Below are 26,545 nucleotides of genomic sequence, written 5' to 3'. Positions count from 1 at the left end.
ATCAAGGATTGTTTATGACAAGTACATCTATACCTGATGATGGTCTACAAGGTTTAAGGAAAAACTGGAAATCGGATTTAATATCCGGCTTCATTATTTTTTTAATCGCATTGCCGCTCTGTTTGGGAATCTCTCTTGCTTCCGGAGCTCCTCCGATGGCAGGACTTTTCTCCGGAATCGTGGGGGGACTCATCGTTTCTCTCTTCAGTGGTTCTTATGTTACGATCAACGGACCTGCAGCAGGTCTCATTGCCGTTGTTCTTCATTCCATTACCGTGCTTGGTGGTGGCGACAACCGATTGGGATTTGAATACACTCTTGCGGTGATTGTGATCGCCGGTGCCATTCAAATCGTTTTGGGACTACTGAGAGCGGGGAACCTAACGGTTTTCTTTCCCATCTCCGTTGTTCACGGAATGATGTCTGCTATCGGTATCATCATTATATCCAAGCAGTTCTATGTTGCTTTGGGAATCACTCCTGTGGCAAAAACGATCAGTGGATTGATTTTGGAAATGCCGTTCAGTCTGAGTAAAATAAATCCGAAAGTTGCGATCATAGGGATTTCGACGATTCTTGTTTTGGTCTTACTCGGTAGAATCAAAAATGCTTTTATTAAAAAACTTCCGGCTCCTCTGATTGCAGTAGTTATAGGAGTGGTGCTCGGGATTGTATTCGATTTGGAAGACGAACATTCGTATTCTCTTATGGATCAAATCTACAAAATCGGCCCTACAAGCCTCGTTACTCTTCCTGCACATATCACTGACGGAATCATTCACCCTAACTTTGATAAGATCGGAACCGGGGTTTTCTGGCTGATGGTAGTTACGATCGGACTCATTGCAAGTATCGAATCTCTTTTGACTGCATCCGCCATTGACAAAGTAGATCCATATCGCAGACGTTCCAATATGAATAAGGAACTCGTAGCGAAAGGTATCGGTAACTTTTTTCTAGGATGGATCGGTGGTTTGCCGATCATTGCGGAAGTCGTCAGATCATCGGCTAATATCAATAACGGGGCAAAAACAAGATGGTCCAATTTTTTCCACGGTGTGTTCTTGCTCGTGTTCATTGTTCTGCTGCCCGGACTGATTCATAAGATCCCTTTGGCATCTCTTGCCGGGGTTTTGATTATGGTCGGGGTAAGACTTGCTTCACCGGCTGAGTTCATTCATGCTTATAAAAAAGGTTGGGATCAAATCGTTGTATTTCTCGTCACTGTTTTCTTTACGGTTTTTGAAGACTTGCTCGTGGGTGTAGGTGCCGGTATTGTTACAAAATTGATCATCCAACTGATATTAGGTGTTCCTTTGCGCAATATGTTTGTTTCCGATGTGGAGATAAATGAAAAGGCAGATTCTTATACTTTGCATATTCGCAAAGCATTGATTTTTTCAAATATGCTGAGTGTGAAAAGAACCCTAAACAAACTGCCGAGAGGAAAGTCGATTGAAATCAAATGCGAGTCATTGAAATTTGCAGGGTATTCCGCACTGGATTTTTTGAACGATTTCAAAAACGATTATGAATCCGATGGCGGAAAGGTAATCATTTCCGGAGTGGACGATCTGAAACCGATTTCCAATCACCCTCAGTCATCCAGAAGGTTGGTCTGAGTCGATAAAGATTTTACAGATCAAAAATAGATTGTCAAAAATCTAAGTTTTGCATAGGATTAGCCCGGCTCTAACCTATGCAAAACCTTCGAGTAGCATTTTTCCGATTCAGGATTCTTTTTTTCTTATTACCGATCTTTCTTTTTTCTCCGAACCTTCTGATTTCAAAAGAAGTTCCGAAACTTTCCTCCCATATCATTGACGAAACCTGGACTTTAACACCCGGATTTGAAAAAGAAATTAACGATCTCCTAGTTCAACATGAAAAAGAGACTTCCAATCAAGTCGTGGTCTTACTTACCTCTTCTTTAGAAGACGAAAATCTGGAAGAATACTCTCTTCGGGTCGCGGAGACTTGGAAGCTAGGCCAGAAAGGAAAGGACAACGGTGTTTTGTTATTCATCGCCAAGGATGATAGAAAACTCAGAATAGAAGTCGGTTACGGATTGGAAGGTACTTTAACGGATGTTTTGTGCCATAGAATCATCGAACAGGAAATCAAACCATCTTTCAAAGCAGGTGATTTTGAAGAAGGGATCCGAAATGGTGTTCATAAAATATTAGATGCTATTGCGGGAACTTATACGATTCCTCCTCCCAAGGACTATTCTTATTTGGGACCGTTTGCTTTTTTGGGAGAGATGGACGGAGGTGGGGAAAACATACCTATTACCGTAAGAATTTTCGGTAGCATTTTCGTTTTTGGGATCTTGGGAATATTCACTTATCTTGCTGCCAACATTCCTTTTTTCGGTTGGGTTCTTTATTTTTTTCTATTTCCTTTTTGGAGTCTTTTTCCCATCGCCTTACACGGACCAGATATCGGCATTAGCATTTTTCTGATTTATGCAATCGGTATAGGTTTATGGAAACTTTATCATCTGCTTACACCACATGGTAGAAAGCGAATGAAAGAAAAGGAAAGTTCATTCGGCAGTTCCGGTGGGGGAAGTAGTTCTTCTTCTGGTGGCGGTTGGAGCAGCAGTAGCAGCGGCAGTAGTAGTTTCGGAGGAGGCGGTGGTAGCTTTGGAGGTGGCGGAAGTTCGGGAAGCTGGTAATATCTATCAACACTATCGACCGATTCCGAGTGATAATTTTAAGATGGATTCTTTCCCATGTTTTAAAATTCTAGAAAGGGACTAAAAATAACGGATTGTCTTCTTTCGTTATTTGGGAACCTCCCTTCCTAAACTTGGGTAAATAACATAGTGAATCTTTTCTTATTTCGAAAATCAGTATATATTGGTATTTCTTTATTCGGCTTTGTCTCGTTGCAGGCGGAAGCAATCACGCTTGTATCTCTTTGGAAAGACGCACTTCGCGGAAATCCCGATCTGGCTTTTTCCAAAGCGGAATTGGAGAAAGCGGTCTTTCAATATGAAAAAAGTTATGCCGGGTACTTACCTACGCTTACGGCACAAGCATCTGCAAGACAATTGACAAACAACTTCAGCGGATCGGGAACTTTGGTTGATCCGAATGTCACTGCAAACCAATCGCAAGGAAACTCTTCAAGTAGCACTGGAACTCAATCAAACAACAGCTCCACAGGAGCATCAAACAGATATTCTGTGGGGTTGACTGCCAACCAAAATCTTTTTGCAGGGTTTAAGGACAAAAGTTCCGTCGATCAGGCAGATGCTCTGGTGCAGGCCGCAAAACAAACATTAGAAGATACAAAGATCAGAATCTCATATGAATTGAGAAATGCATACGCGCAAGTCTTATATGCAAAAAGTTTGGCCTCTTTAAGCACCGAAATTCTGGAACGCCGCCAGAGAAACCGTAACTTGGTCAAACTTCGTTACGAAGGCGGAAGAGAGCACAAAGGATCTTATCTGATGAGCGAAGCCGCAACAAAGCAGGCGGAATTCGAATTGGAACAATCCAAAAGAACGGAGTCCGTCAATTTTGCGGAACTGAAACGTATTCTTTCCGTAGAAGACGATAAAATGAAATACCAGTTAGCTGGTGATTTAATGACACCATCCGTGCCTAAATTGGAAAACTGGGAAGAATTTGTTGCAGGTCATCCTCAGTTGATGGCGGAACAGGCGAAGGTAAGAGCGGCACTTGCGGGAGTTTCCGTAGCGGAAAGCAAGTTTTATCCAGATATAAGTATGAGCGCAACGATCACCCGCCAAGACGATGTTTGGTTGCCAAAACCGAAAACATATTCTTTCGGATTGAATTTCAGCTATCCTATATTTAACGGAGGCAGGGATTATTATGATGTGAAGATTGCACGAACGGAACATGAAAAGTCAGTTCATCAAAGGGATAGCAAAAGAAATTCGCTTACATTCTCCTTGCAACAGTCCTATCAGAATTTAAGAAATGCGATTGATAATGTGGAAGTATTGGAAAATTACTTTCATGCGGCGGAGACTCGGGCAAAGATCGCCCGTTCGCAATATTCAAACGGGTTACTCAATTTTGAAAACTGGGACATCATCGAAAATGATTTGATCAACCGGGAGAAGACCTTGCTCACCGGCAAAAGGGAAGCAGAGCTTGCCAATGCAACCTGGCTTCGTAATATTGGTAAGAGTATTTCCAATGAATAAAAAATGGATTTTCCTAATTTCTATTTTAACTATTGCTTTTTCTACATTCGTTTATTTTAAATTCTTTGACGGAAAAAAATCCGGAGTCAGTTACCAACGTCATACTGTTAAACGGGGGGATCTGAAAGTATTTGTGCGGGCTTCGGGAACTGTACAACCGCAAAATCGTTTGGAAATCAAACCGCCGATCGCAGGAAGAATCGAATCCGTTTTGTTGGAAGAAGGAAATACAGTTTCCAAAGGTAGAATTCTTGCCTGGATGAGCTCCACGGAGAGGGCGGCACTACTTGATGCGGCAAGGGCCAAAGGGGCCAGTGAGTTGAAAGAATGGGAAGATCTGTACAAACCCACGCCTGTGATGGCACCACTTTCAGGCCTTGTCATTGCAAACAATATCCGCACCGGTCAAACTGTAACACAACAGGATATTTTATTTGTACTGTCTGACGCTTTACTTGTACAAGCAAAAGTGGATGAAACGGACTTGGCTCGTGTTAAAAAAGGACAGAAAGCGTTACTTACCATTGATTCTTTCCCCGGCGAACCGGTGCTAGGCTTTGTTTCCCATATCGCTTATGAAGCCATCACTGAAAATAATGTGACTGTCTACACTGTGGAAGTGAAACCTTCCCGCGTTCCCGACTTTTTTAGAAGTGGAATGTCATCCACAGTCGATTTTATTTTTGCGGAAGAATCAAACATTCTCCTGATCCCGAACGAATCCATTTTAAAAGAGAATGGAAAATCTTTTGTGTATTCCCCTGACCATGAGAAAGAATCTTCCCCGTTGAAAAAAAAGATTGAGATCGGTCTGTCGGATGAAGGTTTTACCCAGGTGAAAGAAGGTTTGTCAGAGGGAGAGGTGATATTGATTCAAAAGATAGCACCTAAAACCAAACAACCGCAAAGCGGTGGTCCTTTTCAGGGACCGCGCATGCCTTCCAGGAGATGACCTTTTGGATGTCATCAAAATCACCAATCTCGTAAAGACATATAACGCCGGTTCGATTCCATTTTCCGTATTGGACAATGTTTCCCTTTCCATCCAGGAAGGAGAATTTGTCGCTATCATGGGAGCCTCCGGTTCCGGAAAATCCACCCTTCTGCAAATCTTAGGCTTGTTAGACGGATTTGATTCCGGCTCGTATGTGCTTTTCGGAGAAGAGGTTTCCAAAAAGACCGGGGACGAACTTTCTTTTCTCCGTTCCAGTCGGATCGGATTTATTTTCCAACAATTTCATTTACTCGCAAGGACTACTGCTTTGGAGAATGTCGGTTTGCCCGGATTGTATTCGGGTTCGGATCAAGGACAAGAAAGAGCTTTTTCTCTTTTGGACAAGGTGGGTTTGGGAGACCGAGCACACCATAAACCGAATGAACTTTCGGGGGGACAGCAACAGAGGGTAGCGATCGCAAGATCTTTGTTCAACGGTCCAGGACTTATTTTTGCGGATGAACCGACGGGAAATCTGGATTCCAAAAGCAAATTGGATATCATGATGGAACTGTCCAAACTCCACAAAGAGGGCAAAACGATCGTTATGGTAACTCACGAACACGAAATGGCGGAGTACTGCGATCGTTTGATTCATTTTTCCGACGGAAAGATTGTCAAAGAGGAAAAAAGGAATCGAACCAAAAAAACAGATTCCTTTTTCAGTTTTCCTCATTCCCAAAGAAAGATTTCTTCCATTTTATTCGGATCCCTCCGCTCTGCCGTAAAAACACTGATTGCGAACAGAGCCCGATCCTTTTTGTCCGCGCTTGGAATTTTATTCGGAGTGGCAGCTGTTATCGCAGTGATTGCATTAGGTGAAGGTGCCAAAAAAAGTATCGAAGACCAGTTCAATTCCATGGGTTCCAATTTGCTTATCGTAAGAACAGGCGGCTCCAGGTCAGGCGGAGTTTCTTTGGAAGCAGGAAGCGTGGCAAAGATTGATTTGGGAGATGTGGAAGCCATTAAACGAAAATTAGTTGGTGTCCTGAATATCAGCGGTACGATCACGGGCCGTGGTCAGTCAGTGCATCAGAATCGCAACTGGAATACTATGATTATGGGAGTTCAGCCTTCCTATGGAGTATTGCGCAATTCATTGCCTACTGTGGGAAGATTCTTTACGGAAGAGGAAAACAATCAGAGAAGTTTGGTCGCTTTGATCGGAGCCACAGTGTTACGGGAATTGTTCGGAGAAGCGGATCCTCTTGGAAAATACATTAAAATCAATCGGATTCATTTTAAGGTGATTGGAATCCTTCCTGAAAAAGGAAACGGTGGGTTTAGGGACCAGGATGATGTGGTTTTGATTCCCATGCAAACGGCACTTCGCAGAGTGATGAACCGGGACAGTATCGATTCGATTGAAATGGAATTGGATCCGAATATCGATCGTGATATTTTTTCGTCCGATCTAAGAACGTTATTGCACCAGAGGCATAATACAAATGAAACCATGGGGAATTTATTTCAAATCATGAGTATGGCCGATATCCAAGCTGCTGTTTCGGAAACAAGCCAGACCATGTCTTCTCTTCTTATGGGAATCGCAGGAATTTCTCTTGTAGTCGGTGGAATCGGAATTATGAATATTATGCTTGTTTCCGTCAAAGAAAGGACACGTGAAATAGGTTTGCGTAAGGCACTAGGCGCCCGCAACAACGATATTAGGATTCAATTTTTAATTGAATCCGTCTTAGTAAGTCTCATTGGTGGAGGAGTCGGGGTTTTTATAGGGGTGTTTACCATTAGCATGTTACAAGAGTTCGCCGGTTGGACTGCGATGATTACCTCTTCTTCCATTGGAATTTCTCTTTTATTTTCCACGACAATCGGAGTTTTGTTCGGTTGGTGGCCTGCTGAACTTGCTGCAAAACTAAATCCTATCACTGCATTAAGATACGAATAGATGAAATACAAAGCCTTACCCAGAAGAGAACCGAAACAAGTTCGTTCCAAAGAACGTGTCCAAAAAATTTTGGATTCCACCATTCGATTATTGCAGGATGTGGGTTACGATTCGATTACCACGGACGCGATTGCTTTGGAATGTGGGATCTCTGTGGGTTCTTTGTATCAGTTTTTTCCAAACAAAGAAGCCATACTGTATTCTTTGGCGGATGCAAGTTATATCAACATACACGATTATTTTTTCTCTTTGGTAAGAGAAGAAATGAAAACTAGGAAAAAATTCGATGAAAAACTGATCGAACAATTGTTACTGATGTTTGAAAAGTCGCTTGTAGAAGTGAAATGGTATCATACGATTGAATCTATCGTTCACACCCATCCTGAACTGCAGAAGCTGGATCAAGAGAGCAATATTAGATTTGCGAGCTCGCTTGTAAACGAACTGCTTTTACCTCTTTTTCCCAAATTGAAAAAGCAGAAAGCTATGGATGTTGCTTTTATTTCAGTAGAAGCGGTGGATTCCGTATTCAAATCTTTGTTGCGGGAATCGAAAATTTCCAAGATGAGAAAGAAACAAATCCTCGCGGAACTCGGCCGATTCTTATATTCCTATTTCAGCCAGCTAAAATAACCTTCCCGATCCGAAACTTATAAAAAGCTCCAATTTTTCATTGACTTAATTGCAGGAGAGTTTTAAATTCTGATAAATGTGAGGGATACCTCATATTTGGGGAAAGCCTGTATGAAACTCTATTTTCTTTTACCTGCAAAGTTTCTACTATTTATCCTTCTCGTAGGCACAGTTGCTTGTAAATCGGATGAATCCGGGAACGTTCCTTTTGTTCATGTCACAATGATGGACAACACGTTTTATCCACCGGTGATTCGGACTTCGAAAGGAAGTAAGATTCGATTTGTAAATGAAGGGAACAACCCTCATAATGCTGTGGCATTGGATAAATCTTGGACAACGGAAACTACTTATGGTCAGTCCGCGATGTTTCGCGGCGCACAGACGGACGTATATTACCCGGAAGAAGGAGTGTTTCCTTATTTCTGTACTTTTCATGCATCTCCGGACGGTAAGGTGGGAATGACAGGGGTTGCCGTTGTAGGGAATGCGGTTTATTCTTCACAAACTAATGCAAGTAAGTCGAAAATTTCCAAAACCTGGTCCGGTGTAACTCGTAAGGTCCCAAGCCAATATCCTACGATTCAAAATGCTGTTGATGCGGCCCTTCCGGGAGATTTGATCCTGATTGCAAAGGGAATTTATAAAGAAGAAGTTGTGGTAACTACGCCTTCCCTGGTGATCCGGGGAGAAGATCGTGCAGAGACCATCATCGACGGTGAGTTTTTGCGCGGCAACGGAGTCATGGTGGTAGGTGCGGATGGAGTGGCTGTAGAGAACCTAACGGCACGTAATGCTACATTGAACGGAGTGTATTGGACCGGCGTAAAAGGATACCGCGGATCTTACCTTACCGCTTATAACAACGGTGACTACGGACTCTATGCTTTTGATTCCGTGGATGGACTTTTGGAACATTCATTCGCTTCGGGATCTCCTGATTCGGGCATCTACATCGGACAGTGTAATCCATGTAAGTCGATTATCTACGATGTGATTTCGGAAAATAATGCTCTTGGGTATTCAGGTACCAATTCCAGCGGAGACCTTTATCTGTTATCTTCCATTTGGAGAAGAAACCAGTTGGGAATCGGACCGAATACATTGGATCGGGAATTGCTTCCTCCTCAAAAAAGTATTGTAGTGAAAAAGAATTTGGTCTATGATAATAATAATTATAATGCACCTTCCAAAAGGCTGGAAGTTCCTTCCATCGGAAACGGAATTGGTGTGTTAGGTGGTCTGGAAAATCTGGTTGAGGGAAACGTAGTGTTCAATCATAAAAACTACGGAATCCTGGTGACTCCGAATATCGATGAGAACATTTGGATTTCCAATAATAATAAGATTAAAAATAACATAGTTCTGTCTTCAGGAAGAGGGGATATCACCATGAGCGGGCCTGTGAGTGTTGGAAATTGTTTTGAAAACAATACCATTTCCCAGTCGAGTCCTCCTTTTTTGGATACCTTGCAACCTTGCACGGGGATTCGATACCCACTAACGGGCGATATGTCCTCTACGATCGGTCTACTTGCACTTTTCGTTCAGGCAAATATGGGAGATTTTGAACTTGCTTCCTATAAAAATCAACCCATACCTCCGAAACAAAAAGAAATGCCAAAAGACCTATTGGCAAAAATCGAACCGGCAAACGATGTATTCGAAAAGAACAAGTATCTGATTGATAAGGCGGAACTTCCTCCGGAGACCAAACAAGAATTAGAAGCTTTTGAAAAATCTTCCAAATTTCATGTTTCCGCATTCCGAGTGCATTATCCTGCAACTTTCAAAACATGGTTCTTCCATATTTTCGGATATCTATTGCCGTTTGGAATTTTTGCTTCTTGGACAGGTCTTGCCCTCTTGGACAAATTGAATCGAAAAGGTTCCTCGGGATTGAAAGCGGATCTGTCATTTTGGGTGATTTTACTTCTGCCTTTTATTGGCGCTTTATTCATTCTTTTTTCCAAGGAAAGCCTGGTATCCAAAAAAGTACGAAATACTGTCGTCTTCGGAGGAATCGGTTTGTTTTTATCAATTTTAGTTATGACCATCTATGCAATGTTTGCTGTGACTGGACCTGCGGTATAATAAGGAGATTCAATATGGAAACTACAATTTCAACACCCGGAGCTTGGACTTATTTTATAGGTTCTTATGCTTACTATTTACCTTTCGTTTTAACATCCATTTGGGCACCGATCGCACTTTTTGATCTTTCCGGAAAAAAAGATCTCTCAAGTTCCAAGATTTATCTTTGGGCTCTTGCGATACTCATTGTTCCTATTTTCGGAGGTGGCGCCTATCTTTTATTCGGCGAATCTGGCTTTGATAAAAAATTTCGTCTGACTGCGGTGCTTGGCGGACTTGCGGTTTTACTTGTTGTTTGGATTTTAAGTATTTTATCTCAAATATAATTCGGATTTTATACTAGGGAAACGGTCTTGGATCGTAAAAGTTTTTTAACCACTCTCGGTTTCGGTCTTTCCGGGTTCATAGGGGCTTTGTTCGGCTCCTATTCCCGGAAAGACGGATCAAGCTATGGCGGGAACGGAGAAATCTGTTCTTCCCCGACTGCTAATGTCAGTAATGCGGCGAACCTACAACCGACCTCGAACCTCTATGGTGGAGGCACGGGAGGTGGAATAGGAGCGAATGGAAGTTTGAGAGCCACCAATTCCTACGGGAGTATGGCTCACCCTCCTTTTCATATTACAAATGAGTATACGGAAAGGTTTTATTTTCCTCCTAATTTTAAAACTTCCAATTTAAAGACAAAAAACTTTGAATTGAATGTCTTTCCTTTGAATGTGGATATTGCACATAACGTATCTTATTCGGCATGGACGTTTGACGGATTGGTTCCGGGTCCGATTCTTCGTGCCAGATTGGGAGATGATCTGATCATCAAGGTTAAAAATTCAAGCCCCGACCCTCACTCACTTCATTTTCACGGAACTCATGATCCCGGAGAAGACGGTTGGGAACCGATTGTTTCCTTTGGGGAGAAGACTTATAAAATCAAAGCAGGTCCCGTTGGGCTTCATCCGTATCATTGTCATGTTCCTCCTCTGACGATACATACAGCCAAAGGTTTGTTTGGTGCTTTGCTTGTCGATCCTCCGACTCCGAGGCCAGCAGCCCATGAATTTGTACTTACTTTTTCAGGTTGGGATACGAGAGGAGCGGGTAAAAACGATTTTTATACCTGGAATGGGGTGTCCGGACTTTACGACCGTTATCCGATAAAAGTTCCTGCGGGAGAAAGAGTTCGGTTTTATATTCAAAATCTTTTGGAATTGGAACCGGTTTTTACATTCCACCTGCATGCCCAAACTTTCGATATCATTCGGAATTTAGGAAGCACAAAACCGGACGGACATTCGGATGTGATCACTCTAGGTCCTACGGAAAGAGCTGTGATCGAATTCACTTTGCCGAAAAAAGGTCGTTATATGTTTCATCCTCATCAAACTCATATGGCTGAAAATGGAGGAATGGGTTGGATCGTCGCTATATGAGTTTTTTTTCGAAACCAACACTGTGGAAATATTCCGCTTTGCTACTTGCTTTTATATCTGTCTTTCACTGTAAAAATCAGTTTTCTACCGGCAATAAACTTCCAGATTCTTTTTTAAATTTAAAATTGGTAAATCCCGAAGGACAATCTTTAGATCCGAAGTTTTGGACTAATAAAAAATCCGTATTGTATTTCGGATTTTCCCATTGCCCGGATATGTGTCCGATGGCACTTACCAATTTAGGAAGAGCATCACAAATATTAGGTGATAAAAATAAGGAATATCAATTTGTTTTTATCACTCTTGACCCAGATCGGGATGCTCCCGGGGTTCTTAAAAATTATATCAACCGATTTCCCGGCAAAAATCTGACTGCCCTTTCTCCCGATTTGGAAAGCCTGAATAAAATTGCAGATCTATTCGGTATAATCCGTAAAAAAATAAAAACAAGCGGATCTTATGCGATAGATCATTCCAATTTGATTTATGTAATCGATGAAAATCTGAACCAAATTGTGAAAATGCCAGGGGGAACCTCGGCTACCGGGATCGCTACGAGTTTAAGAGAATCGGGCTCTCCGAAATAATATCTTCTATTTCCAAACTGATCCTGACTCCGCTCGGGAAATTTTGCACAATTTCGAAATGGGTTTTCTCATACAAATGTTCGATTCTCTCTTTGATATTTCCTAATGATCTTTCCCAAAGTTTATTCGGGTTGGATAGAATTTCTTTGCTCAGTCCCGCTCCGTTATCATAAACCAATAATTGAAATTTTCCTTCGGGAGTCAGACTTGCTTTGATGTGGATCAACCAATTAGACTTGGCTGAAGTTCTAAAACCGTGTTTGAAAGAGTTTTCAACTATCGGCTGTAATACGAGAGGAGGAAGAAATACGTTTTTGAAATCCCCTTCTTTCCGAAATTCAATCCGAACCGTATCATAAAACCGTAATTTTTGCAAGTGAAGGTAATCGTCCGTGAATTCCCATTCTTCCTCAAAAGGAATCAGATCCCTATCCGTTTTGTCCATGAAGTATCTGTAATTATTTGCCAGTCGGAGAATCGCATCACCGATTAACTCCGGTTTAGTTTTATGAAGTGCATGGATTGTGTTTAACGAATTGAATAAATAATGAGGACTCATCTTCGATTGCAAAGTCTTTAGTTGCGCTTCCTTCAGGGATTTTTCCGCCTTTAAAAGAGTCGCTTTATATTCTTGGATTTGTTGCCCATTGGAAAAGATTGATTTTTCGAGAGATAGTCCTTGTGCAAAAACACCTATCAGGATTCCCCAATATGTAACCGGAATTCTGCTGGAGTCATTACTCAAAGTAATATAAATTTCTATAATCACTAAAAATAGCACGATGATAAAACTGATACAATGTCCGAGACCCAACTCGTCTCCTTTCCTCCAAGCATGATAGGAGACAATGATCGGTCCGAGTATATTAATGATTGTTAAAGAAATGAAAAAAAAGCGAACTTGGATGAAAAACTGAAGTAATTCCGGTGAGCGATCAATTTGAAGACCTAAGATAGAATTGAAAATAGCCATCGCAAGATTGATATAAATGAGTATATTGAGAATATTCCATTTCCCGGCTCCGAAAAGTCTACGTAGACCGGAGTGCATCGAAATAAATACGAAATTCGGTACGATCATGGAAATCAAAATCAAGGCTTCACTATTATCCAATATGAATCTGATAAAATGATTTCTCGTTATCTCGGTTAAACCCACTAGGAATGAAAAAATGGCTAGATCGATCAGTTTGTAATATTTTTTTTTGTATTCAATAAAATAAACTAATGCACATAAGGTGCCGACTACAATGAAAAAACTGGAAAATATAATGGGAAGCAGATTGATTTTTGCAAAATTTTTATAAATGGAACTTTGCGAATCGATACGATTATCGAAGGCGGTAAAACCGAATAAAAATCCTTCTCTATGTAAAAATCGAACATAATAATATTCGGTTGGAATGTGGTTCAGTTTGATCCAGCTGAACTCACCTTGCAATTGCGAAGGCAACTTTTCGCTAAAATCCATCTTTCCGCTTTGAAACAAAAGTTCGCCCGAATCATTGAAAACTTGAAAATTGGCTCCTACATGTTCGACTAAACAGTAGGGATCAGGTATTTGATCGATATTCTTGGCTTCGAATCTCATCCAGATATACGAATTTTGGGCGATCTCCTGCAAATCGTTTGTGTCTGCCCAGAGTTTGAGTGTTCTCCAATTCAGGTATTTGATTTTTTTAAAATCATAGGAATCTCCGGTCGCTTCCAGATCATGCGCTATGTATTCCGAGTCCGCAGTGATGTTGATATAATGATGAGAAGTTTCTTTGGGAGTTCTATGTTCAAACCACAAATTAACATTGAAATAGGTTTGAGCTACAAATAAAAGTATGCCTATTAAACTGATGAAAAGTGCAAAAATAGACAGATATGGCTTGTCTAATAAATAAGATCGAAGCCAATCCGTTATTTTTTCCAAATTCAATTAATCCTCTAATGAGAATACTATCGGCATACGATGGGACATTTTTCTCGGTTGTCCTTGCACATAACCAGGGCTAAATCTTACTCGATGGATGATTTTCATCGCAGCGTCTTCAAATCCGTATCCTTGTTTGCCGGAAACGATTTTTGCAGATTGCAATGTTCCGTCCTCATTCACCTGCACAAGAACTATGACGGTTTTTTCCGTAATATTCGCTGCTTTTGCCTGGGGAGGAAAATAATCACGAAGATTAAAATCAATAATGGCAGTTGGCGTCTTGTCTCCGTTATATGAAAATAGGTATCCGTCTTTGTCGGTTCCGTTTCCTGCAAGTTGATTCGGGTTGATGTCCGAGTCATCGGGTGCGTCGTTCTTATCTTTGCTTGTGCCTTCCACCCATTCCTGTTTTTCCACGGGAGCCGGTGAAGAAGTTCCTCCTATCAATTCGGGAGGAATTTCTTCAAAGTTAACATCCACATCTTCAAACTCCGATGTTTCCAAAGGTTCTTCCGTCTGCATCTGGCTGATTTTATAACCTGCATACGTCCCCGTATGAACAAACAAACTGAATGCTAGACATAGATGAAACAGTCTTTCCTTATTGTCCTTTAAGGACTGGAGGAATTGGGAAATATAATCCTTGTAAGTTTTCATTTTTTTACACTAAGTGCAATTTTCGTAACGCCTGCTTTGCGAATCACTCCCATCAGATCAGTAATTTTTCCATAGGGAAGATTTTCGTCGGCGGAAAGAGTGAGACGCATATTTGGTCTGATTTTAGAGTCTCTCTCCAGGTTTTTTACAAGAGAGGAAATTGTACTTTCCTTTCCTTCTAAAAAGATAACACCTGTTTTTGTGATGGCTACTTGGACTGATTCGGCAACATTCGGGTCAGCTGCTTGTACTTTCGGTAGATTGATATTCAAACTTTCCTTTTTCAGAAAATTTGCCGTTACCATAAATATAACCAGGAGAACCAATATCACATCCACCATCGGTGTGATATTTATGCTTCCGATTTCTTCTTCTTGTGAACTTGATGCAGCCATGGATTTATCCTTTTGTTTTGTTCAACAAAAACGAATGAAATTCCGTTTTTAGAATTTCAAGATTTTGTAGTATAACCTTTGCTTTGCGGGAAAAGTAGTTATTGGCCATTACCACCGGAATCGCTACAGCAAGACCTGCAGCAGTTGCGAGTAAGGCAGTCGAGATGGATCGCATAACAACTTCGGCACCGGAACTTCCCAATGTTCCCAAACCGTAGAATGCTTTAATCACTCCGAGTACGGTTCCCAATAGTCCGATGAAGGGCGCGTTGTTTCCCAAAGTATTCAAGATGGGCAGTCTTTTTTCCAACTCCAATTTTTCCGATAGGATTTGGCCTTCCAGGCTTTCATCCAAACCTTTTCTACCGAGGCTCAATTGTCTGAGTGCAAATTTAACGAACCTGGAGTAGATGGAATCTGCGTTCGTTTCCGTTTTCCAATTCACTTCCGAAGCTTCTTGTAAAGATGTTCTTACTTCCGATAAAAAACTATCGTTTGTTTTGCCTAAAGACTTTCTGAAATATAAAAGTCTTTCCAAGAAGACAGCGAGTGCCAGGATGCTGGCAAATCCCATCGCTAAAAAAATAAACTGTTCACCTAATTCTACGTACTCTTGCATATTATTCTCCTATTTGAATAAAATTATATAATAAAAGGTTATTGATTTCAGAATCGTTTACCAGGTTGTCAGTTGTTTGGATACAGGAACGTATGCATGTTTTCAAATCCGCACTGGTTGAAACCGAAGCGAGCAATGCAGTTGTTGTTTGTGTTTTGCAGGAACCGGAATTGATCTTGCTTCCCCAATCTTTTTCCTGACAGTCGAAGAGGCATGCTTGTGCACGCTCCGACATATTATTAAAAGTAGTTTGTCTTAAGTTTTTACATTGCGCTTCTATCGCAGCATCGGAAAGAGCGATGCTAGTAGTAGGAACTCCCATGGAGAGTGCAAAACATTCCGTATTTCTCGTAATTGCCGCGGAGCATGAAGCGGTAGCAGACGGATTTGACATCGCCAATTGCAATAAGATGACTCTCGCATAATCATCGTCATACTTGCTCTCTTCCTTGCAAAATGCGAAACCGGATAGTATTGCTGTTAGATAAAGTAGTTTGGTAAATTTCATTAGAAATGAACCTCCATACCGATATTAAAAAACGGAATGACCGTGCCACCAGGCAATTCCAATGTTCCGAAGGTCTGGCTTGGAGTCGGGTTGGTGGCGGAGAAAGGTCTGGAGTTGTCGAATCCTTCTCCGTTCGTATTTTTTCTCAGGTATAAATTCACGATTTCCACATACCAATTCACATAACCCCAGGAATAATTTTCAAACTTGTCGATACGAACATCTAATCTATGATAGTCGGCACCTCGTTTTACGTTTCCGTAATCGGATGAATACGGATTGTTGGAATAAGTGGGGTTCCAATAAGTTAGACCGTTCAAAGGATTTGAATATCTACCTCCGTCGTCTCCGGTAATCGGTTGGTAAGGAACGGATGTAAGATAACTCCATCTTCCTCCGATTTGGTATTCTTCCGTAAATCTCCAACCGTAGATCACATTGACAACATGGGTTCTATCCCAAGTGGCCAGCTGTTCCTTCGAGTTGGGAAAGTATTCCGCGATAACTTTTTTCTCTATTGTCGAGTATTGAAAATTGTCTCCATCATATGTTTTGTTGATATTATCATTCACAAAAGACTGAGACCATGTATAAGAGATCCAACCGAACCAGTCTCGTATTCCGGGTTTTGAATTTTTTCGAATCATTACTTCGTAACCATGGGACCAACCGTTCTGTCTGTTGGAATAGTTCAAAGATCTGTTCGTTACCAATGGTTGGGCGAGTAACCTTGATTTGTCGGGGTTCATTCCGAGAGGAGTTGAAATATAAGGATCACTTACGATTGTATCCCGAAATTCGTTCTTGAATGCTTCGAACGTAACCTGCCACACCGAATTGAACTTTTGCTCGAAACCTGCACTTACCTTTCTTACTTTCTCAAATCTTAAATCGGGGTTTCCCGTTTCTTTATTGAATACTGTGGTCTGAGGAAAGCGTGCAAGATCACCGCCGCTTCCGAAGATAGTTAAACCTTTTCCGATTTCGGGAAAAGTATAGGAAGCGGTGGCTCTGGGAGCCAATGCCCCGTTGTTTGTGATTTCCAAATGGTCGTAACGGACTCCCGGTTCGATTAAAAAGTTCCCGAACTTGAAGTGTAATGTAGTATAACCGTTGTAATATCCAGATAAACCTTTTACACTGAGAGGCTGGGAAATAAAATCCGGATCGGCAGTGTTATATGGGTTTGGCGATACATTCGTCGGATCTTTCAGTTTTACCTGATCTCCGTAATCTCTAAATGATAATCTTCTGTATTCCGATCCGAAATCTATTTTTAGAAAATCGGTGGCTTGCCAGTTTGCATCCTGTCTTACCCCTACATAAGTAGGTCGCACGTATTGTTTTCCCTGAATGCTTCCCACTCCGACATTATACTGAGTGATCGGGTCAAAGTTAATCAATGTAATGCGGTTTTGGAATTTGTCTCCCGGAACCCAAGTGTAACGTAACGCAGTAGTTCTGAAACTCTGTCCGAAATTCGCTCTTGCTCCGGAAAAAGTGGAGATGGGATCTTTTGTAGGATCATTCACGGCTTTGTTAGGAATGTCGATTGCGAAATTATCCTGAGCAGTCAAGTTATAAAGTGCTACCTGGTGTTCGGGAGTGAAATTATAAACCAGTTTGATCTGGGAATCGTTGTATCTGGGAAGTCGGATTCCTTCCGGCAAAAGCCCGGAAGCTCCCAATGTTTTGTCCAAGTAGCCTAATTTTCCCGCTATGGCAACATAACCTTTTCCATTGGCAAAAGGAGTCGCACTGTAAGCGGTAGTATTCCAAAGGGAAACTTGAAACGCACCTTTTGCCTTTTGAATCGTATCGACAGTTTCGATCTCGATTACCCCACCTGTCGCGTTGTTAAAGTTAGCTGGAAATGCTCCTCGATACAAGTCGATCGACTTGATCAAGTCGTTATGAATGACTGATGTCAATCCGTCCAAGTGGTAAGGATAAAGAATAGGAAGGTCGTCGTATAAATACGTATTGGATTGCGGATCAGCACCTCGGATGATGATTCCGTTGGCTCCCCCTCCGAATCCGATATTGGGAATGACTCCTGGTAAAGTTTCCAAAGACCGCAATGCTTCCCCGAATGTTCCCGGCATCCTTTTGATTTCTTCATAGCGGACTTTGGTTCTGGATGAGACAGTTTTTTCCCTTTCCCCTTCCACTACGATACCACCTTTAGGAACTACTTTTTTTTCCGTATAAACGGTTCTTTCTTCGTCCGTCGCACCTACGGAAAGTTTCATTTCCTGCATACCGGTATCTCTGAGTAGTCTTAAAGTATACTCTCCGGGTGCGGGAAATTCCAAAGTAACGTTACCTTCTCCGTCGGTTTGAAAAAACTTTTTCGTTTCAAAAACCATAATGGATAGATTTTTCTCACCCTCTTCTTTCTTCTGGTTATACAATTTTATTTTTACACTGACCGCTAACAAGGGGGATCCCATTAGCATGAATGTAAATATTAGAATAATATATTTATTTAATTTGTTGTTTGCTGAGTTCATTGAAGTTTGCATACCAAGGGATATTTCCGGGGTCTTTTTGAAGGTAGATCAAAGTACAGGCGATCGGAAAACCGACAAAAGGACAGCCGACTCTGGTAATGGATATCGAACATAAATCCAAATTTCTTTGCAAAGGAGGATTTACGATGATAAGCGGAGGATTGGGAATGGGGGTTCCACATTTTTCGGCAGCAAATTTTGCAGCCGCATAAACTTGGCTTTGTGCTTCGTTTACAGGAACCGTATCTTCCTGGGAGGCGCATTGCATAAAAGTCCCCAGAAAAAACAATAAAATTAGAATTTTGATATATTTTAATATCATTGTTTTCATTTTCCTTTGGGAGTCTCAACGACTTCTTCTAGTTTGGGACTGCCGACCACATCGGCGCTCACCGACACTATGGTCACGAGTCCCAGAGGGAAATAGGGTTTGTCTATTCTTTGGATTTGAATATTGATCAGGGTTTTGCCTTCGGGATATTTTTCGAGGACTTGACTCAAAGCCAATTCCACGTTCGGCTCCCGTGTAACAGGGATCATTCCCAGGATGTAGAATGCGGAATCCTGTCCGAATCCTCTGCCTAGAATCACATAATCATTGCTTCTTATGATGGTGGCAGAATCAAAAAGATGGATTTCTTTTTGCAATTTTGCCCCCAAACATGCATTAAAGACTGTAAGGCAGAATAAAAGAAAAAGTATATTGATGCGAAGTTTCATACTCTCTGGCCTAAATGTTATTTTTTACCTTTGGTTGTGGCGGGAGACTGCTGTGCGGTGAATTTCACCAAATCTCCTTTGATTCCGAATCGATGTCTTGTCACGGGTCCGAAGACGGATTTGTCATTCCAATATCGGATATTCACCACAGCGTCGGCATCTTCTCCTTCCATAAGGGATTGAATCACATGATCTGCGGGAGGAGTTGTCGTCGGGATTCCGAAGATTCCTATATCAAATGAAAACCATGAAAAATTTTTCTCTACGGATTTGACCGTTTCATAAGGAATATTTGGCAACGGGCGATTGCTTGCTGCGATTCCTATGGTAGAGGATGCGCAATTTGTGAAAAATAAATAAGAGGCGAATAGGCACAATAGTAGAGAGGTTTTTTTCATTTTTAATAACTCCGATCTGAAGGAAAATTCCTCCGATAGGAATGACTGTCAATGGTTAAAATCAGATAACCGTCATTAACTACTTGAAAGGGAATGAACGCTACGTACTTAGGAATAAACGAAAATTAAATCACAATCCGAGGGTTTCTTTCAGTTGTCCCGCGAATGCGCGGCCAACCGGTAGAACGGTTTCGTCTTCGTTTTTCAGTTGGAGAAGGTAGGCTCCACCTTTATCATATCTCAAATTTGTAATATATTTTATATTTACAAGATATCCTTTGTGAATCCGTATAAAAAGTTTTGATGGTAGCTTTTCTTCCAGATCTTTCAATAATTTGGGAGTTTCGTAGTCTCTTGCATTCGTATGGATGATGGAGGATTTGTTGTTTGCGGAGATAAAATGGATTTCTGTATAAGACACCAAATGGGTCGCTGATTCGGATGTAAATGTTAGGTGGTCATTTGTGTCGGAATCTTCTTTGGTGAAAGGCATTTCCTTCCAGTATTTCAACGCCTTGTCCACCGCTTTTCTGAATCTGGCGAAAGAGAATGGTTTTAATAGATAATCAAGTGCTTCCAAATCGAATGCTTGAACTGCAAATTCGCTATAGGCAGTCGTTAGTATGAAAAACGTTTTGGGCTTTTTGATTGATTTCAGAATTTCTATCCCTGATTTTGCAGGTAAGTTGATATCTAAAAAAACCAAATCGAATTCTTTCTCTTCCAAAAGTTTGAAAGCTTTCTCTCCGTCTTCTGCAATGCCGGCAAGTTTGAGCTCGGGGCAACCCAGTATATAATCCATCATCAGCATACGGGCAGGATATTCATCTTCTATGATTAAAACCGAATAGGATGATTCCTCGCCCATATGATGATCATATAATTAACTTAGTCCGTAGACTGCAATTTTTTCTTTTCTTCCCCGAAGTTCCAATTCTCCCAAGGATTTCAAACTTGCTTTTGATTCGGAGGAAAGTTTGTTGTATGCGGTTTCACTGAGTAAGACGGTGGTTCCCAATTCTTTTGTTTTCCCTTCCAAACGGGATGCAGTATTGACCGTATCTCCGATCAAAGTTCCGTCCATTCTGCTTTCCTGGCCGATGGTTCCGATCAGAACCTTGCCATAATGAATTCCGATTCCTATTTTCACAGGGGTTTCTTTTGTTTCTTCCCGTTTGCGATTGAATTCTTCCAAACCGAGCATCATATCTTTTGCGGCTGCGAGTGCGTTTTCGGAAGAGTTTGGGAAAAAGGCCATAATCGAATCACCGATGTACTTATCAATATAACCTGACTTGCGTTCGATGGAAGGCGCTGTGAATCTCATAAACGCGTTTAGAAAATCAAATGTAAGTCTTGGGTTTAATTTTTCGGAAATGGATGTAAAACCTCTGATATCCAAAAACAAAACGGCGACTTCTCCATCTACGGCATCACCTAGAGAAACATCCCGCACATCCGATTTGTTCAACAAGGGAATGATTTGGGAAGGAAAGAATCTGGAAAATGCTTCGGCGAGGCTTTTTTGTTCTTCCAAAGACCGCGTTTGGATTTCCACTTTTTCCCTTTGAACGATATTGATTCGATCTGCTAGGGAAAGGGAAAGAAAAATCGCTTCCAATACCGAGCCTATCTGCAAAGAATAATTGGTGAGAAAATGATAAGGAAGGATTCCGAAATTGCGAAGTCCCACAACAATTGCTCCCACTAGAACCACGGAAGAACCTAACAGAAAAAAGCGAGCTTGCGTATAACCTTTTGCCCACGCATACGAGGAGACTCCGAATAAGGTCAGAGAATTCAACACTGCAAAGAAAAGGGTCAGAGTCACTGCAAGTCGGTAATATCCGAAAAAAGAAGGGAGGATCACCAAAGCGGAAAGACATGCCAAAATGGTAAGATAGATATTCAATTTCGGCATTTTGCTTTTTGCTTCCACGAATTTTCGAGCAAATAACAAACTAAAGGTGCAAGAAAGTCCGATCGAAACGGGAAAAGTCTGATCCGCCCATGCGGGCAAATCGGGAAAAACATAAGCGTGAGTGAATCCCCAGATTCCCGATTGGATCAAGGTCAGAAATAAAATATAAAAAATATAATAAAGATAACTTCTGTCTTTTATGCTGAAGAATAAAAACAAATTGTAAAAAAATACAACTCCCATGACTCCGAAGTATGCTCCGAATAAAATGGTTTTGGCTTCCTCTTCCTCCAGATAGGTTTCTTTTTCCCAAAGTGTAAGTGGCAACAGGACCGAGCCCTGGCTTTCAAACCGCATAACAAGATCATAATGGCCCGGCTTTGTAAAAGGAAGTTGGAATAAAAAATTTCTATGTTCAATCAGCCTGGAAGAGAACGGTAGAATTCTTCCCGTATGTTTTGAGAGAATTTCCTTTCCGTTGTAAAAAAAATGCAAATCAATCGAATCGATCAGGGAAACCAGTTCCAGCCATAGTTCTTCTTCATCTCCTTCTGCAACTTGGAAAGACCAATGAAGCCAGTAGGCGGAAGAAGAATAACCGAAACCGAGTGATTTTCCGTCTGCGGATTTTGCATCTTTACCTGTTTTGGCTTTTTCTAATATACTGGATAAGGTTTCCGTTTTATTCCGATCTTCCCAATATGTTGCCCGGGGACTGAGAGGAAGTGTTTTTAAATTTTTTTTCCATTCGATGGAAGCGGTGGATTCCGCAAATACTCGCGTTGTAAATAAAATGACAAAAGCGAAGAACAAGGTTTGAAAAGATTTTGACAAAAAAAAATTCATAGAGGCGATACTCTATCTCATTTTATATTGTACTCAATTCTTTTTTTCATTGTTCTTTTTGGAGAACTTCTTTCAATCAGAATAGATGTTTCGTTCAAGTATTGGAACTTTTCGATTTCAATTTGCCGATCTTAAGACACTGCTTGCAAAAGCGACTCCCCTTCGGTCAGGAGATCAGCTGGCGGGAGTTGCCGCTGAATCCGGCAGAGAGAGAGTTGCTGCACAATTCTGTTTGGCCGATCTGCCGTTAGACCAATTTTTAAAAGAAGAAATCCTTCCCAGTGAAAAAGACGACGTTTCCGCACTCATCCAAAAACAATTCGATCCGGTCGCATTCAAAAAAATAAATCATCTTACCGTCGGTGGCTTACGGGATTTTATCCTATCGGAAGATTGTGATTCGGATTTTATTGCTAGCATTCGTTATGCGCTCACCCCGGAGATGGTGGCGGCAGTTTCAAAGATCATGTCTTTACAGGATTTGGTTTTGGGTGCGCAAAAATGCAGAGTGGTCACAAAATTCAGAAACACAATCGGAGAAAAAGGAAGGATCTCCGTCCGACTGCAACCGAATCATCCTACCGATGATCTTACCGGAGTCGCCGCAAGCATTCTGGACGGTCTTCTCTTGGGAGCGGGAGACGCAGTAATCGGTATCAATCCCGCTACGGACAATCTTCCTACTGCGCGAAAGCTTCTCCACCTAATGGACTCCATTCGAACCAAATATGAAATTCCCACTCAATCCTGCGTACTCTGTCATGTCACTACTTCCATGGAACTCATGTCGGAAAATGCTCCTTTGGATCTGGTGTTTCAATCCATAGGAGGCACTCAAAAACTAAATGAAAGTTTCGGAGTGAGCCTTGGTATTTTAAAAGAAGCAAGAGAACAAGCATTGTCTATGAACCGTTATACGGTTGGAAACGATGTAATGTATTTTGAAACGGGACAAGGCAGCGCTCTTTCGGCAAATGCCCATTTCGGAATCGACCAACAGACTCTGGAAACCCGTGCCTATGCTGTGGCCCGCGAATTTTCTCCCTTACTTGTCAATACGGTCGTAGGTTTCATCGGCCCCGAATATCTTTTTAACGGAAAACAAATCATTCGTGCTGGTCTTGAAGATCATTTTTGCGGGAAAATCATGGGTCTTCCCATGGGAGTTGACATCTGTTATACGAATCATGCGGATGCCGATTCCGACGATATGGATTTGCTTTTAACCATGCTTGGCGTCGCCGGATGCAATTATATTATGGGAATCCCCGGCTCGGACGATGTGATGTTGTCTTATCAAAGCACATCGTTTCATGATGCTTTGTACCTCAGACAAAGTTTGAATTTAAAACCAGCGCCTGAGTTTGAAGCATGGCTTCAAAAGATGGGAGTGGTGGGAAAAAACCAATTGCCAACTTGGAAAGAGGACTCTATGCGACTCCTTCCCGGGTTTGCGGGAGAATTTCATGGGTAACGATTCTTTATCCTGGGAAAAAATCAAACAGCACACTTCTGCAAGAATCGGTCTAGGTCGTGCAGGCGGTTCACTTCCCACAAAAGAGATGTTAAAGCTAAGATGGGATCATGCCGGTGCAAGAGATGCCGTATGGGAAACTTGCAATTGGAAGGAAATCATCGAAGGTTTGCAGGAGCAGGACTGGCCCGGGATCATTGAAGTGAATTCCTGTGCAGCTACCAGACAGGATTATTTGCTCCGCCCGGATCAGGGAAGACGTTTGAGCGAAGATTCCGTTGGAAAACTCAAATCCCATTCCTTGCAGAAAAAGAATTATGATCTATCCATTTGCATCATAGACGGTTTGTCTCCTTTGGCGATCCGCAAAAATATAATTCCTTTTTTAAATCTCTTGGGGCCAGAGCTGAAAGTATTATTTAAAAAAATCGCTCCTATTGTTTGTGTCACGAACGGGAGAGTGGCTGTCGGAGACGAGGTGGCCGAAGTTTTCGGAGCAAAGATGCTCATCGTTTTCATCGGGGAAAGACCGGGACTGACATCTGCGGACAGTTTGGGAATTTATATGACTTATGAACCGACGATCGGCTCGACCGATGAAAGACGAAACTGCATTTCCAACGTTCGTAAGGAAGGTCTGTCTTATGAAAAAGCTTCGGAAAAGTTATCGTATCTGTTAAAGGAAGGACTGGATCAAAAAAGATCGGGAGTTTTGTTGAAAGACAGAATGACGGATGCGATAGAAGGGTTCACCGGCTCTTCGGAAAAGCAGTTACCTAAATAATTTCGATAATAACATACGTTACATCATCTTTCAGTTCTTTGTCCGAATATTTTGTAATTTCTTCCTGTACTACTTCGGCAACCGCTTGAATGTCTTTTGATTTTGTTTTTTTGAGAAGGCGGAGTAGATTGGATTCTCCGAACAATTTTCCGTCGGCTCTCGCTTCGGTCACTCCATCGGTATAAAAGAAATATCTGTCACCTTTTGTAATCGTTTGAGTCCAGTTTTGGAATTGGAACGATTCCCTCCAGCCGAGTATGGAACCTTTTAGATTGAGAAAACTGAATTTGGAATCATCTCCGTTATAAATCAAAGGATTCGGATGTCCTGCAGAAGATATGATGACCTGGTTTTTTTTTGTATCAAATAATGCACATGAGGCGGTAATGAAATATTTGCTCACCAAAAAAACCAAAGCTTGGTTCATTTTGAGAAGAACTTTTGCAGGGTTTTGGGTTTCTTTGGCAATTTCCCTGAATTGGACCTTTACCATGGAAGATACAAGTGCTGCAGGTACACCGTGGCCTGCCACATCCGCAATTAAAAACAATAACTGATGTTCATCGACTTCCACCCAGTCGTATAAATCTCCTCCTACCTGTTCCATGGGAAGGTAAGTGGCGAATAAGTTCAGACCTTTGACGGAAGGAGAATCTTTTGGTAGTAAGTGGCCTTGCAATTGCGAGGCAAAAAACAGATCCTGTTCCAGATTGTTATTTTTTTTACGCAATTCTTCAGTGCGGATTTGCACTCTTGCTTCCAGATCTTTGGTAAGTAAGGAAAGTTCTTTTTCGTTTTTTGCATTTCGAAATGAAATCGTTACAGCGGAAAGAATCATCAGAACCAAAAATCCGTATTGGCTTAAGTAAATATTTTTTCCCGTAGTGATATCAATTGTGATGTCCGTTACACCACCGATACATAGAAATAAAAAACCGATTCCCAGAATACTTGCTTCTTTTTTCTTTTGTTTTGCTGCACGGATTACGCCTGTTATTACAAAGGCGACCAAAAAGAGCAGGGAAAACTCCCAAATCCTGAGACAAATAATCCTGGTTGAATATTCTATATTGAACACTTGAATTAATGCAAGAATGACAACGAGTCCGACCACTGCTATTTCCTTGTTACGCAAAGGATCCCGGAAGATAGAATAACTAAACAGTAGTAATGCGGCAGGAAGTAATGTTTGGAAAATAAAAAAGACCCGGATCAGAGTGTTGAATTCCAGTCCTGAAAAATTGTGAGTTACATTTAAAAGAGGGAGTCTCCACAAAACAAAACACATACTGGAACAAAGCAGATATAAATTGGCTTTCGGTTGTCTTCGAAGCAGAATGGAAAATATCTGATAAGCTCCGATCCCGAAAAACAACATGATGATGCAAAAATCCCTTCCGTCCTCTTTGATGATATGGGAATACAACATATCCAAATTTCCGATTTCAGGGATTGTGCGGAATAATCCTCCGGGGAAAGTTTGGTTCTGGTAGTAGATCTCCACTTCCAATGTATTGAGCTCTCCTTTTTTAAGAAGGGAGTCGGGGAGATAATACAATCTCTTCAAATACCAGTTAGGTGAATACTTTTCCCCTGGGGGAAAACTTCCAGTTTTTCCGATCAACGTTCCGTTTAAAAAGATTTTATCCGCTTCCTGAACCCGGTTTAAGTAAATGCCTTGTGCAAGAATCGTTTCAGTTTTCGGAAAAAAAAATGTAAAGTGGTACTTACCATGAGTGGGGGGTTTGAAGCCTTGTGACGCTAGACTTTTCCCCACTTGGATCGGCACAGGTTCTAGTCCCTCTGCTGCGAATGTCCAGCCGTCCGGTGCTGAAGTAGTTCCAGCCGGCTTGATTACCAAAGGATTTGCCTCTATCGCCATAATAAAACCGGTAAAAATTGTCAGAATGGCAATATAAAACATAGGGGTACTTCGTTCCAAGACGCTAT

General features: G+C 41.5%; 23 protein-coding genes and 1 pseudogene. 12 read left to right on the top strand and 12 right to left on the bottom strand.

Annotated elements, in window-relative coordinates; all coding sequences use genetic code 11:
• Positions 1 to 14 precede the first annotated feature (14 nt).
• The 10 genes and pseudogenes from EHS11_RS04370 to EHS11_RS04325 all read left to right on the top strand — a co-directional run bounded on the left by EHS11_RS04370 (position 15) and on the right by EHS11_RS04325 (position 11,836).
• Complete coding sequence (locus EHS11_RS04370) at positions 15 to 1,622, top strand: SulP family inorganic anion transporter (protein ID WP_135763196.1); 1,608 nt, start codon at positions 15 to 17, stop codon at positions 1,620 to 1,622.
• A 77-nt stretch (positions 1,623 to 1,699) separates the two neighbouring features.
• Complete coding sequence (locus EHS11_RS04365; RefSeq protein WP_210413626.1) at positions 1,700 to 2,680, top strand: TPM domain-containing protein; 981 nt, start codon at positions 1,700 to 1,702, stop codon at positions 2,678 to 2,680.
• A 150-nt stretch (positions 2,681 to 2,830) separates the two neighbouring features.
• Positions 2,831 to 4,189 carry a TolC family protein gene (locus EHS11_RS04360; protein ID WP_246047587.1) on the top strand — a complete coding sequence of 453 codons (1,359 nt, stop codon included), beginning with the start codon at positions 2,831 to 2,833 and terminating at the stop codon, positions 4,187 to 4,189.
• Entirely contained in the window at positions 4,182 to 5,141 is a 960-nt protein-coding gene (locus tag EHS11_RS04355) for an efflux RND transporter periplasmic adaptor subunit (RefSeq protein ID WP_135763195.1), read from the top strand. Before EHS11_RS04360 ends, EHS11_RS04355 begins: the two co-directional genes overlap by 8 nt.
• A gap of 4 nt (positions 5,142 to 5,145) precedes the next feature.
• Complete coding sequence (locus tag EHS11_RS04350; protein ID WP_135763194.1) at positions 5,146 to 7,092, top strand: ABC transporter permease; 1,947 nt, start codon at positions 5,146 to 5,148, stop codon at positions 7,090 to 7,092.
• A complete protein-coding gene (locus tag EHS11_RS04345) occupies positions 7,093 to 7,725 on the top strand; it encodes a TetR/AcrR family transcriptional regulator (RefSeq protein ID WP_135763193.1) in 633 nt (210 codons plus the stop codon).
• A 111-nt stretch (positions 7,726 to 7,836) separates the two neighbouring features.
• A complete protein-coding gene (locus EHS11_RS04340; RefSeq protein ID WP_135763192.1) occupies positions 7,837 to 9,819 on the top strand; it encodes a right-handed parallel beta-helix repeat-containing protein in 1,983 nt (660 codons plus the stop codon).
• A 14-nt stretch (positions 9,820 to 9,833) separates the two neighbouring features.
• Positions 9,834 to 10,145, top strand: a complete 312-nt coding sequence (locus EHS11_RS04335; protein ID WP_135763191.1) for a PLDc N-terminal domain-containing protein — start codon at positions 9,834 to 9,836, stop codon at positions 10,143 to 10,145.
• Between the two features lie 399 nt (positions 10,146 to 10,544).
• Positions 10,545 to 11,249: pseudogene (locus EHS11_RS04330) on the top strand (multicopper oxidase domain-containing protein); the annotation flags it as partial.
• On the top strand, positions 11,246 to 11,836 hold the full coding sequence (locus EHS11_RS04325) for an SCO family protein (protein ID WP_135763189.1): 591 nt from the start codon (positions 11,246 to 11,248) through the stop codon (positions 11,834 to 11,836). The pseudogene EHS11_RS04330 and the gene EHS11_RS04325, both read left to right, overlap by 4 nt.
• Here the strand turns inward: EHS11_RS04325 and EHS11_RS04320 are convergent.
• The 11 genes from EHS11_RS04320 to EHS11_RS04270 all read right to left on the bottom strand — a co-directional run bounded on the left by EHS11_RS04320 (position 11,802) and on the right by EHS11_RS04270 (position 22,337).
• Positions 11,802 to 13,757 carry a sensor histidine kinase gene (locus tag EHS11_RS04320; protein WP_210413625.1) on the bottom strand — a complete coding sequence of 652 codons (1,956 nt, stop codon included), beginning with the start codon at positions 13,755 to 13,757 and terminating at the stop codon, positions 11,802 to 11,804. The two genes, EHS11_RS04325 and EHS11_RS04320, sit on opposite strands and share 35 nt — an antisense overlap.
• A 6-nt stretch (positions 13,758 to 13,763) precedes the next feature.
• Positions 13,764 to 14,417 (bottom strand): energy transducer TonB, encoded by a 654-nt coding sequence (locus EHS11_RS04315; protein WP_135763187.1) that lies wholly within the window; start codon positions 14,415 to 14,417, stop codon positions 13,764 to 13,766.
• Positions 14,414 to 14,812: an ExbD/TolR family protein gene (locus EHS11_RS04310; protein ID WP_109022092.1), complete on the bottom strand. Its 399-nt coding sequence runs from the start codon at positions 14,810 to 14,812 to the stop codon at positions 14,414 to 14,416. The genes EHS11_RS04315 and EHS11_RS04310 overlap by 4 nt, the downstream gene beginning before the upstream one ends.
• Before the next feature lie 4 nt (positions 14,813 to 14,816).
• Positions 14,817 to 15,431, bottom strand: coding sequence for a MotA/TolQ/ExbB proton channel family protein (locus EHS11_RS04305; protein ID WP_135763186.1), 615 nt, complete (start codon positions 15,429 to 15,431; stop codon positions 14,817 to 14,819).
• Position 15,432: 1 nt separating this feature from the next.
• The gene (locus EHS11_RS04300) at positions 15,433 to 15,939 is read right to left on the bottom strand and encodes a hypothetical protein (protein WP_135763185.1); all 507 of its coding nucleotides are present in this window, start codon (positions 15,937 to 15,939) and stop codon (positions 15,433 to 15,435) included.
• A complete protein-coding gene (locus EHS11_RS04295; protein WP_135763267.1) occupies positions 15,939 to 18,452 on the bottom strand; it encodes a TonB-dependent receptor plug domain-containing protein in 2,514 nt (837 codons plus the stop codon). The genes EHS11_RS04300 and EHS11_RS04295 overlap by 1 nt, the downstream gene beginning before the upstream one ends.
• Positions 18,424 to 18,783, bottom strand: a complete 360-nt coding sequence (locus EHS11_RS04290; protein ID WP_425460540.1) for a hypothetical protein — start codon at positions 18,781 to 18,783, stop codon at positions 18,424 to 18,426. The genes EHS11_RS04295 and EHS11_RS04290 overlap by 29 nt, the downstream gene beginning before the upstream one ends.
• Positions 18,780 to 19,172: a hypothetical protein gene (locus tag EHS11_RS04285; RefSeq protein ID WP_135763183.1), complete on the bottom strand. Its 393-nt coding sequence runs from the start codon at positions 19,170 to 19,172 to the stop codon at positions 18,780 to 18,782. The genes EHS11_RS04290 and EHS11_RS04285 overlap by 4 nt, the downstream gene beginning before the upstream one ends.
• A gap of 17 nt (positions 19,173 to 19,189) precedes the next feature.
• The gene (locus tag EHS11_RS04280; protein WP_135763182.1) at positions 19,190 to 19,570 is read right to left on the bottom strand and encodes an LIC20211 family lipoprotein; all 381 of its coding nucleotides are present in this window, start codon (positions 19,568 to 19,570) and stop codon (positions 19,190 to 19,192) included.
• A 130-nt stretch (positions 19,571 to 19,700) separates the two neighbouring features.
• The gene (locus EHS11_RS04275; RefSeq protein WP_135763181.1) at positions 19,701 to 20,438 is read right to left on the bottom strand and encodes a LytR/AlgR family response regulator transcription factor; all 738 of its coding nucleotides are present in this window, start codon (positions 20,436 to 20,438) and stop codon (positions 19,701 to 19,703) included.
• A 15-nt stretch (positions 20,439 to 20,453) separates the two neighbouring features.
• Positions 20,454 to 22,337: a 7TM diverse intracellular signaling domain-containing protein gene (locus tag EHS11_RS04270; protein ID WP_135763180.1), complete on the bottom strand. Its 1,884-nt coding sequence runs from the start codon at positions 22,335 to 22,337 to the stop codon at positions 20,454 to 20,456.
• An 85-nt stretch (positions 22,338 to 22,422) separates the two neighbouring features.
• Here EHS11_RS04270 and EHS11_RS04265 point away from each other — a divergent pair, with 85 nt between their 5' ends.
• Both EHS11_RS04265 and eutC read left to right on the top strand, forming a co-directional pair.
• Entirely contained in the window at positions 22,423 to 23,811 is a 1,389-nt protein-coding gene (locus EHS11_RS04265) for an ethanolamine ammonia-lyase subunit EutB (RefSeq protein ID WP_135763179.1), read from the top strand.
• Positions 23,804 to 24,595 carry an ethanolamine ammonia-lyase subunit EutC gene (gene eutC, locus EHS11_RS04260; RefSeq protein WP_135763178.1) on the top strand — a complete coding sequence of 264 codons (792 nt, stop codon included), beginning with the start codon at positions 23,804 to 23,806 and terminating at the stop codon, positions 24,593 to 24,595. Before EHS11_RS04265 ends, eutC begins: the two co-directional genes overlap by 8 nt.
• Here eutC and EHS11_RS04255 read toward each other — a convergent pair.
• Positions 24,588 to 26,537, bottom strand: a complete 1,950-nt coding sequence (locus EHS11_RS04255) for a PP2C family protein-serine/threonine phosphatase (protein WP_246047585.1) — start codon at positions 26,535 to 26,537, stop codon at positions 24,588 to 24,590. The two genes, eutC and EHS11_RS04255, sit on opposite strands and share 8 nt — an antisense overlap.
• Positions 26,538 to 26,545: the final 8 nt, after the last annotated feature.

The sequence above is a fragment of the Leptospira ilyithenensis genome (assembly GCF_004771005.1).
In the GTDB taxonomy this organism is placed as follows: domain Bacteria; phylum Spirochaetota; class Leptospiria; order Leptospirales; family Leptospiraceae; genus Leptospira_A; species Leptospira_A ilyithenensis.
The sequence above is the reverse complement of the archived record's forward strand: the minus strand, read 5'-3'. Positions and strand labels throughout refer to the sequence as shown.

Excerpts from the sequence above, each read along its gene's own strand:
- EHS11_RS04370 (WP_135763196.1), top strand. The coding sequence starts at position 15 with ATGACAAGTACATCTATACCTGATGATGGTCTACAAGGTTTAAGGAAA.
- EHS11_RS04365 (WP_210413626.1), top strand. The coding sequence starts at position 1,700 with ATGCAAAACCTTCGAGTAGCATTTTTCCGATTCAGGATTCTTTTTTTC.
- EHS11_RS04355 (WP_135763195.1), top strand. The coding sequence starts at position 4,182 with ATGAATAAAAAATGGATTTTCCTAATTTCTATTTTAACTATTGCTTTT.
- EHS11_RS04345 (WP_135763193.1), top strand. The coding sequence starts at position 7,093 with ATGAAATACAAAGCCTTACCCAGAAGAGAACCGAAACAAGTTCGTTCC.
- EHS11_RS04340 (WP_135763192.1), top strand. The coding sequence starts at position 7,837 with ATGAAACTCTATTTTCTTTTACCTGCAAAGTTTCTACTATTTATCCTT.
- EHS11_RS04335 (WP_135763191.1), top strand. The coding sequence starts at position 9,834 with ATGGAAACTACAATTTCAACACCCGGAGCTTGGACTTATTTTATAGGT.
- EHS11_RS04325 (WP_135763189.1), top strand. The coding sequence starts at position 11,246 with ATGAGTTTTTTTTCGAAACCAACACTGTGGAAATATTCCGCTTTGCTA.
- EHS11_RS04315 (WP_135763187.1), bottom strand. The coding sequence starts at position 14,417 with ATGAAAACTTACAAGGATTATATTTCCCAATTCCTCCAGTCCTTAAAG.
- EHS11_RS04310 (WP_109022092.1), bottom strand. The coding sequence starts at position 14,812 with ATGGCTGCATCAAGTTCACAAGAAGAAGAAATCGGAAGCATAAATATC.
- EHS11_RS04305 (WP_135763186.1), bottom strand. The coding sequence starts at position 15,431 with ATGCAAGAGTACGTAGAATTAGGTGAACAGTTTATTTTTTTAGCGATG.
- EHS11_RS04300 (WP_135763185.1), bottom strand. The coding sequence starts at position 15,939 with ATGAAATTTACCAAACTACTTTATCTAACAGCAATACTATCCGGTTTC.
- EHS11_RS04295 (WP_135763267.1), bottom strand. The coding sequence starts at position 18,452 with ATGAACTCAGCAAACAACAAATTAAATAAATATATTATTCTAATATTT.
- EHS11_RS04290 (WP_425460540.1), bottom strand. The coding sequence starts at position 18,783 with ATGAAAACAATGATATTAAAATATATCAAAATTCTAATTTTATTGTTT.
- EHS11_RS04285 (WP_135763183.1), bottom strand. The coding sequence starts at position 19,172 with ATGAAACTTCGCATCAATATACTTTTTCTTTTATTCTGCCTTACAGTC.
- EHS11_RS04280 (WP_135763182.1), bottom strand. The coding sequence starts at position 19,570 with ATGAAAAAAACCTCTCTACTATTGTGCCTATTCGCCTCTTATTTATTT.
- EHS11_RS04275 (WP_135763181.1), bottom strand. The coding sequence starts at position 20,438 with ATGGGCGAGGAATCATCCTATTCGGTTTTAATCATAGAAGATGAATAT.
- EHS11_RS04270 (WP_135763180.1), bottom strand. The coding sequence starts at position 22,337 with ATGAATTTTTTTTTGTCAAAATCTTTTCAAACCTTGTTCTTCGCTTTT.
- EHS11_RS04265 (WP_135763179.1), top strand. The coding sequence starts at position 22,423 with ATGTTTCGTTCAAGTATTGGAACTTTTCGATTTCAATTTGCCGATCTT.
- eutC (WP_135763178.1), top strand. The coding sequence starts at position 23,804 with ATGGGTAACGATTCTTTATCCTGGGAAAAAATCAAACAGCACACTTCT.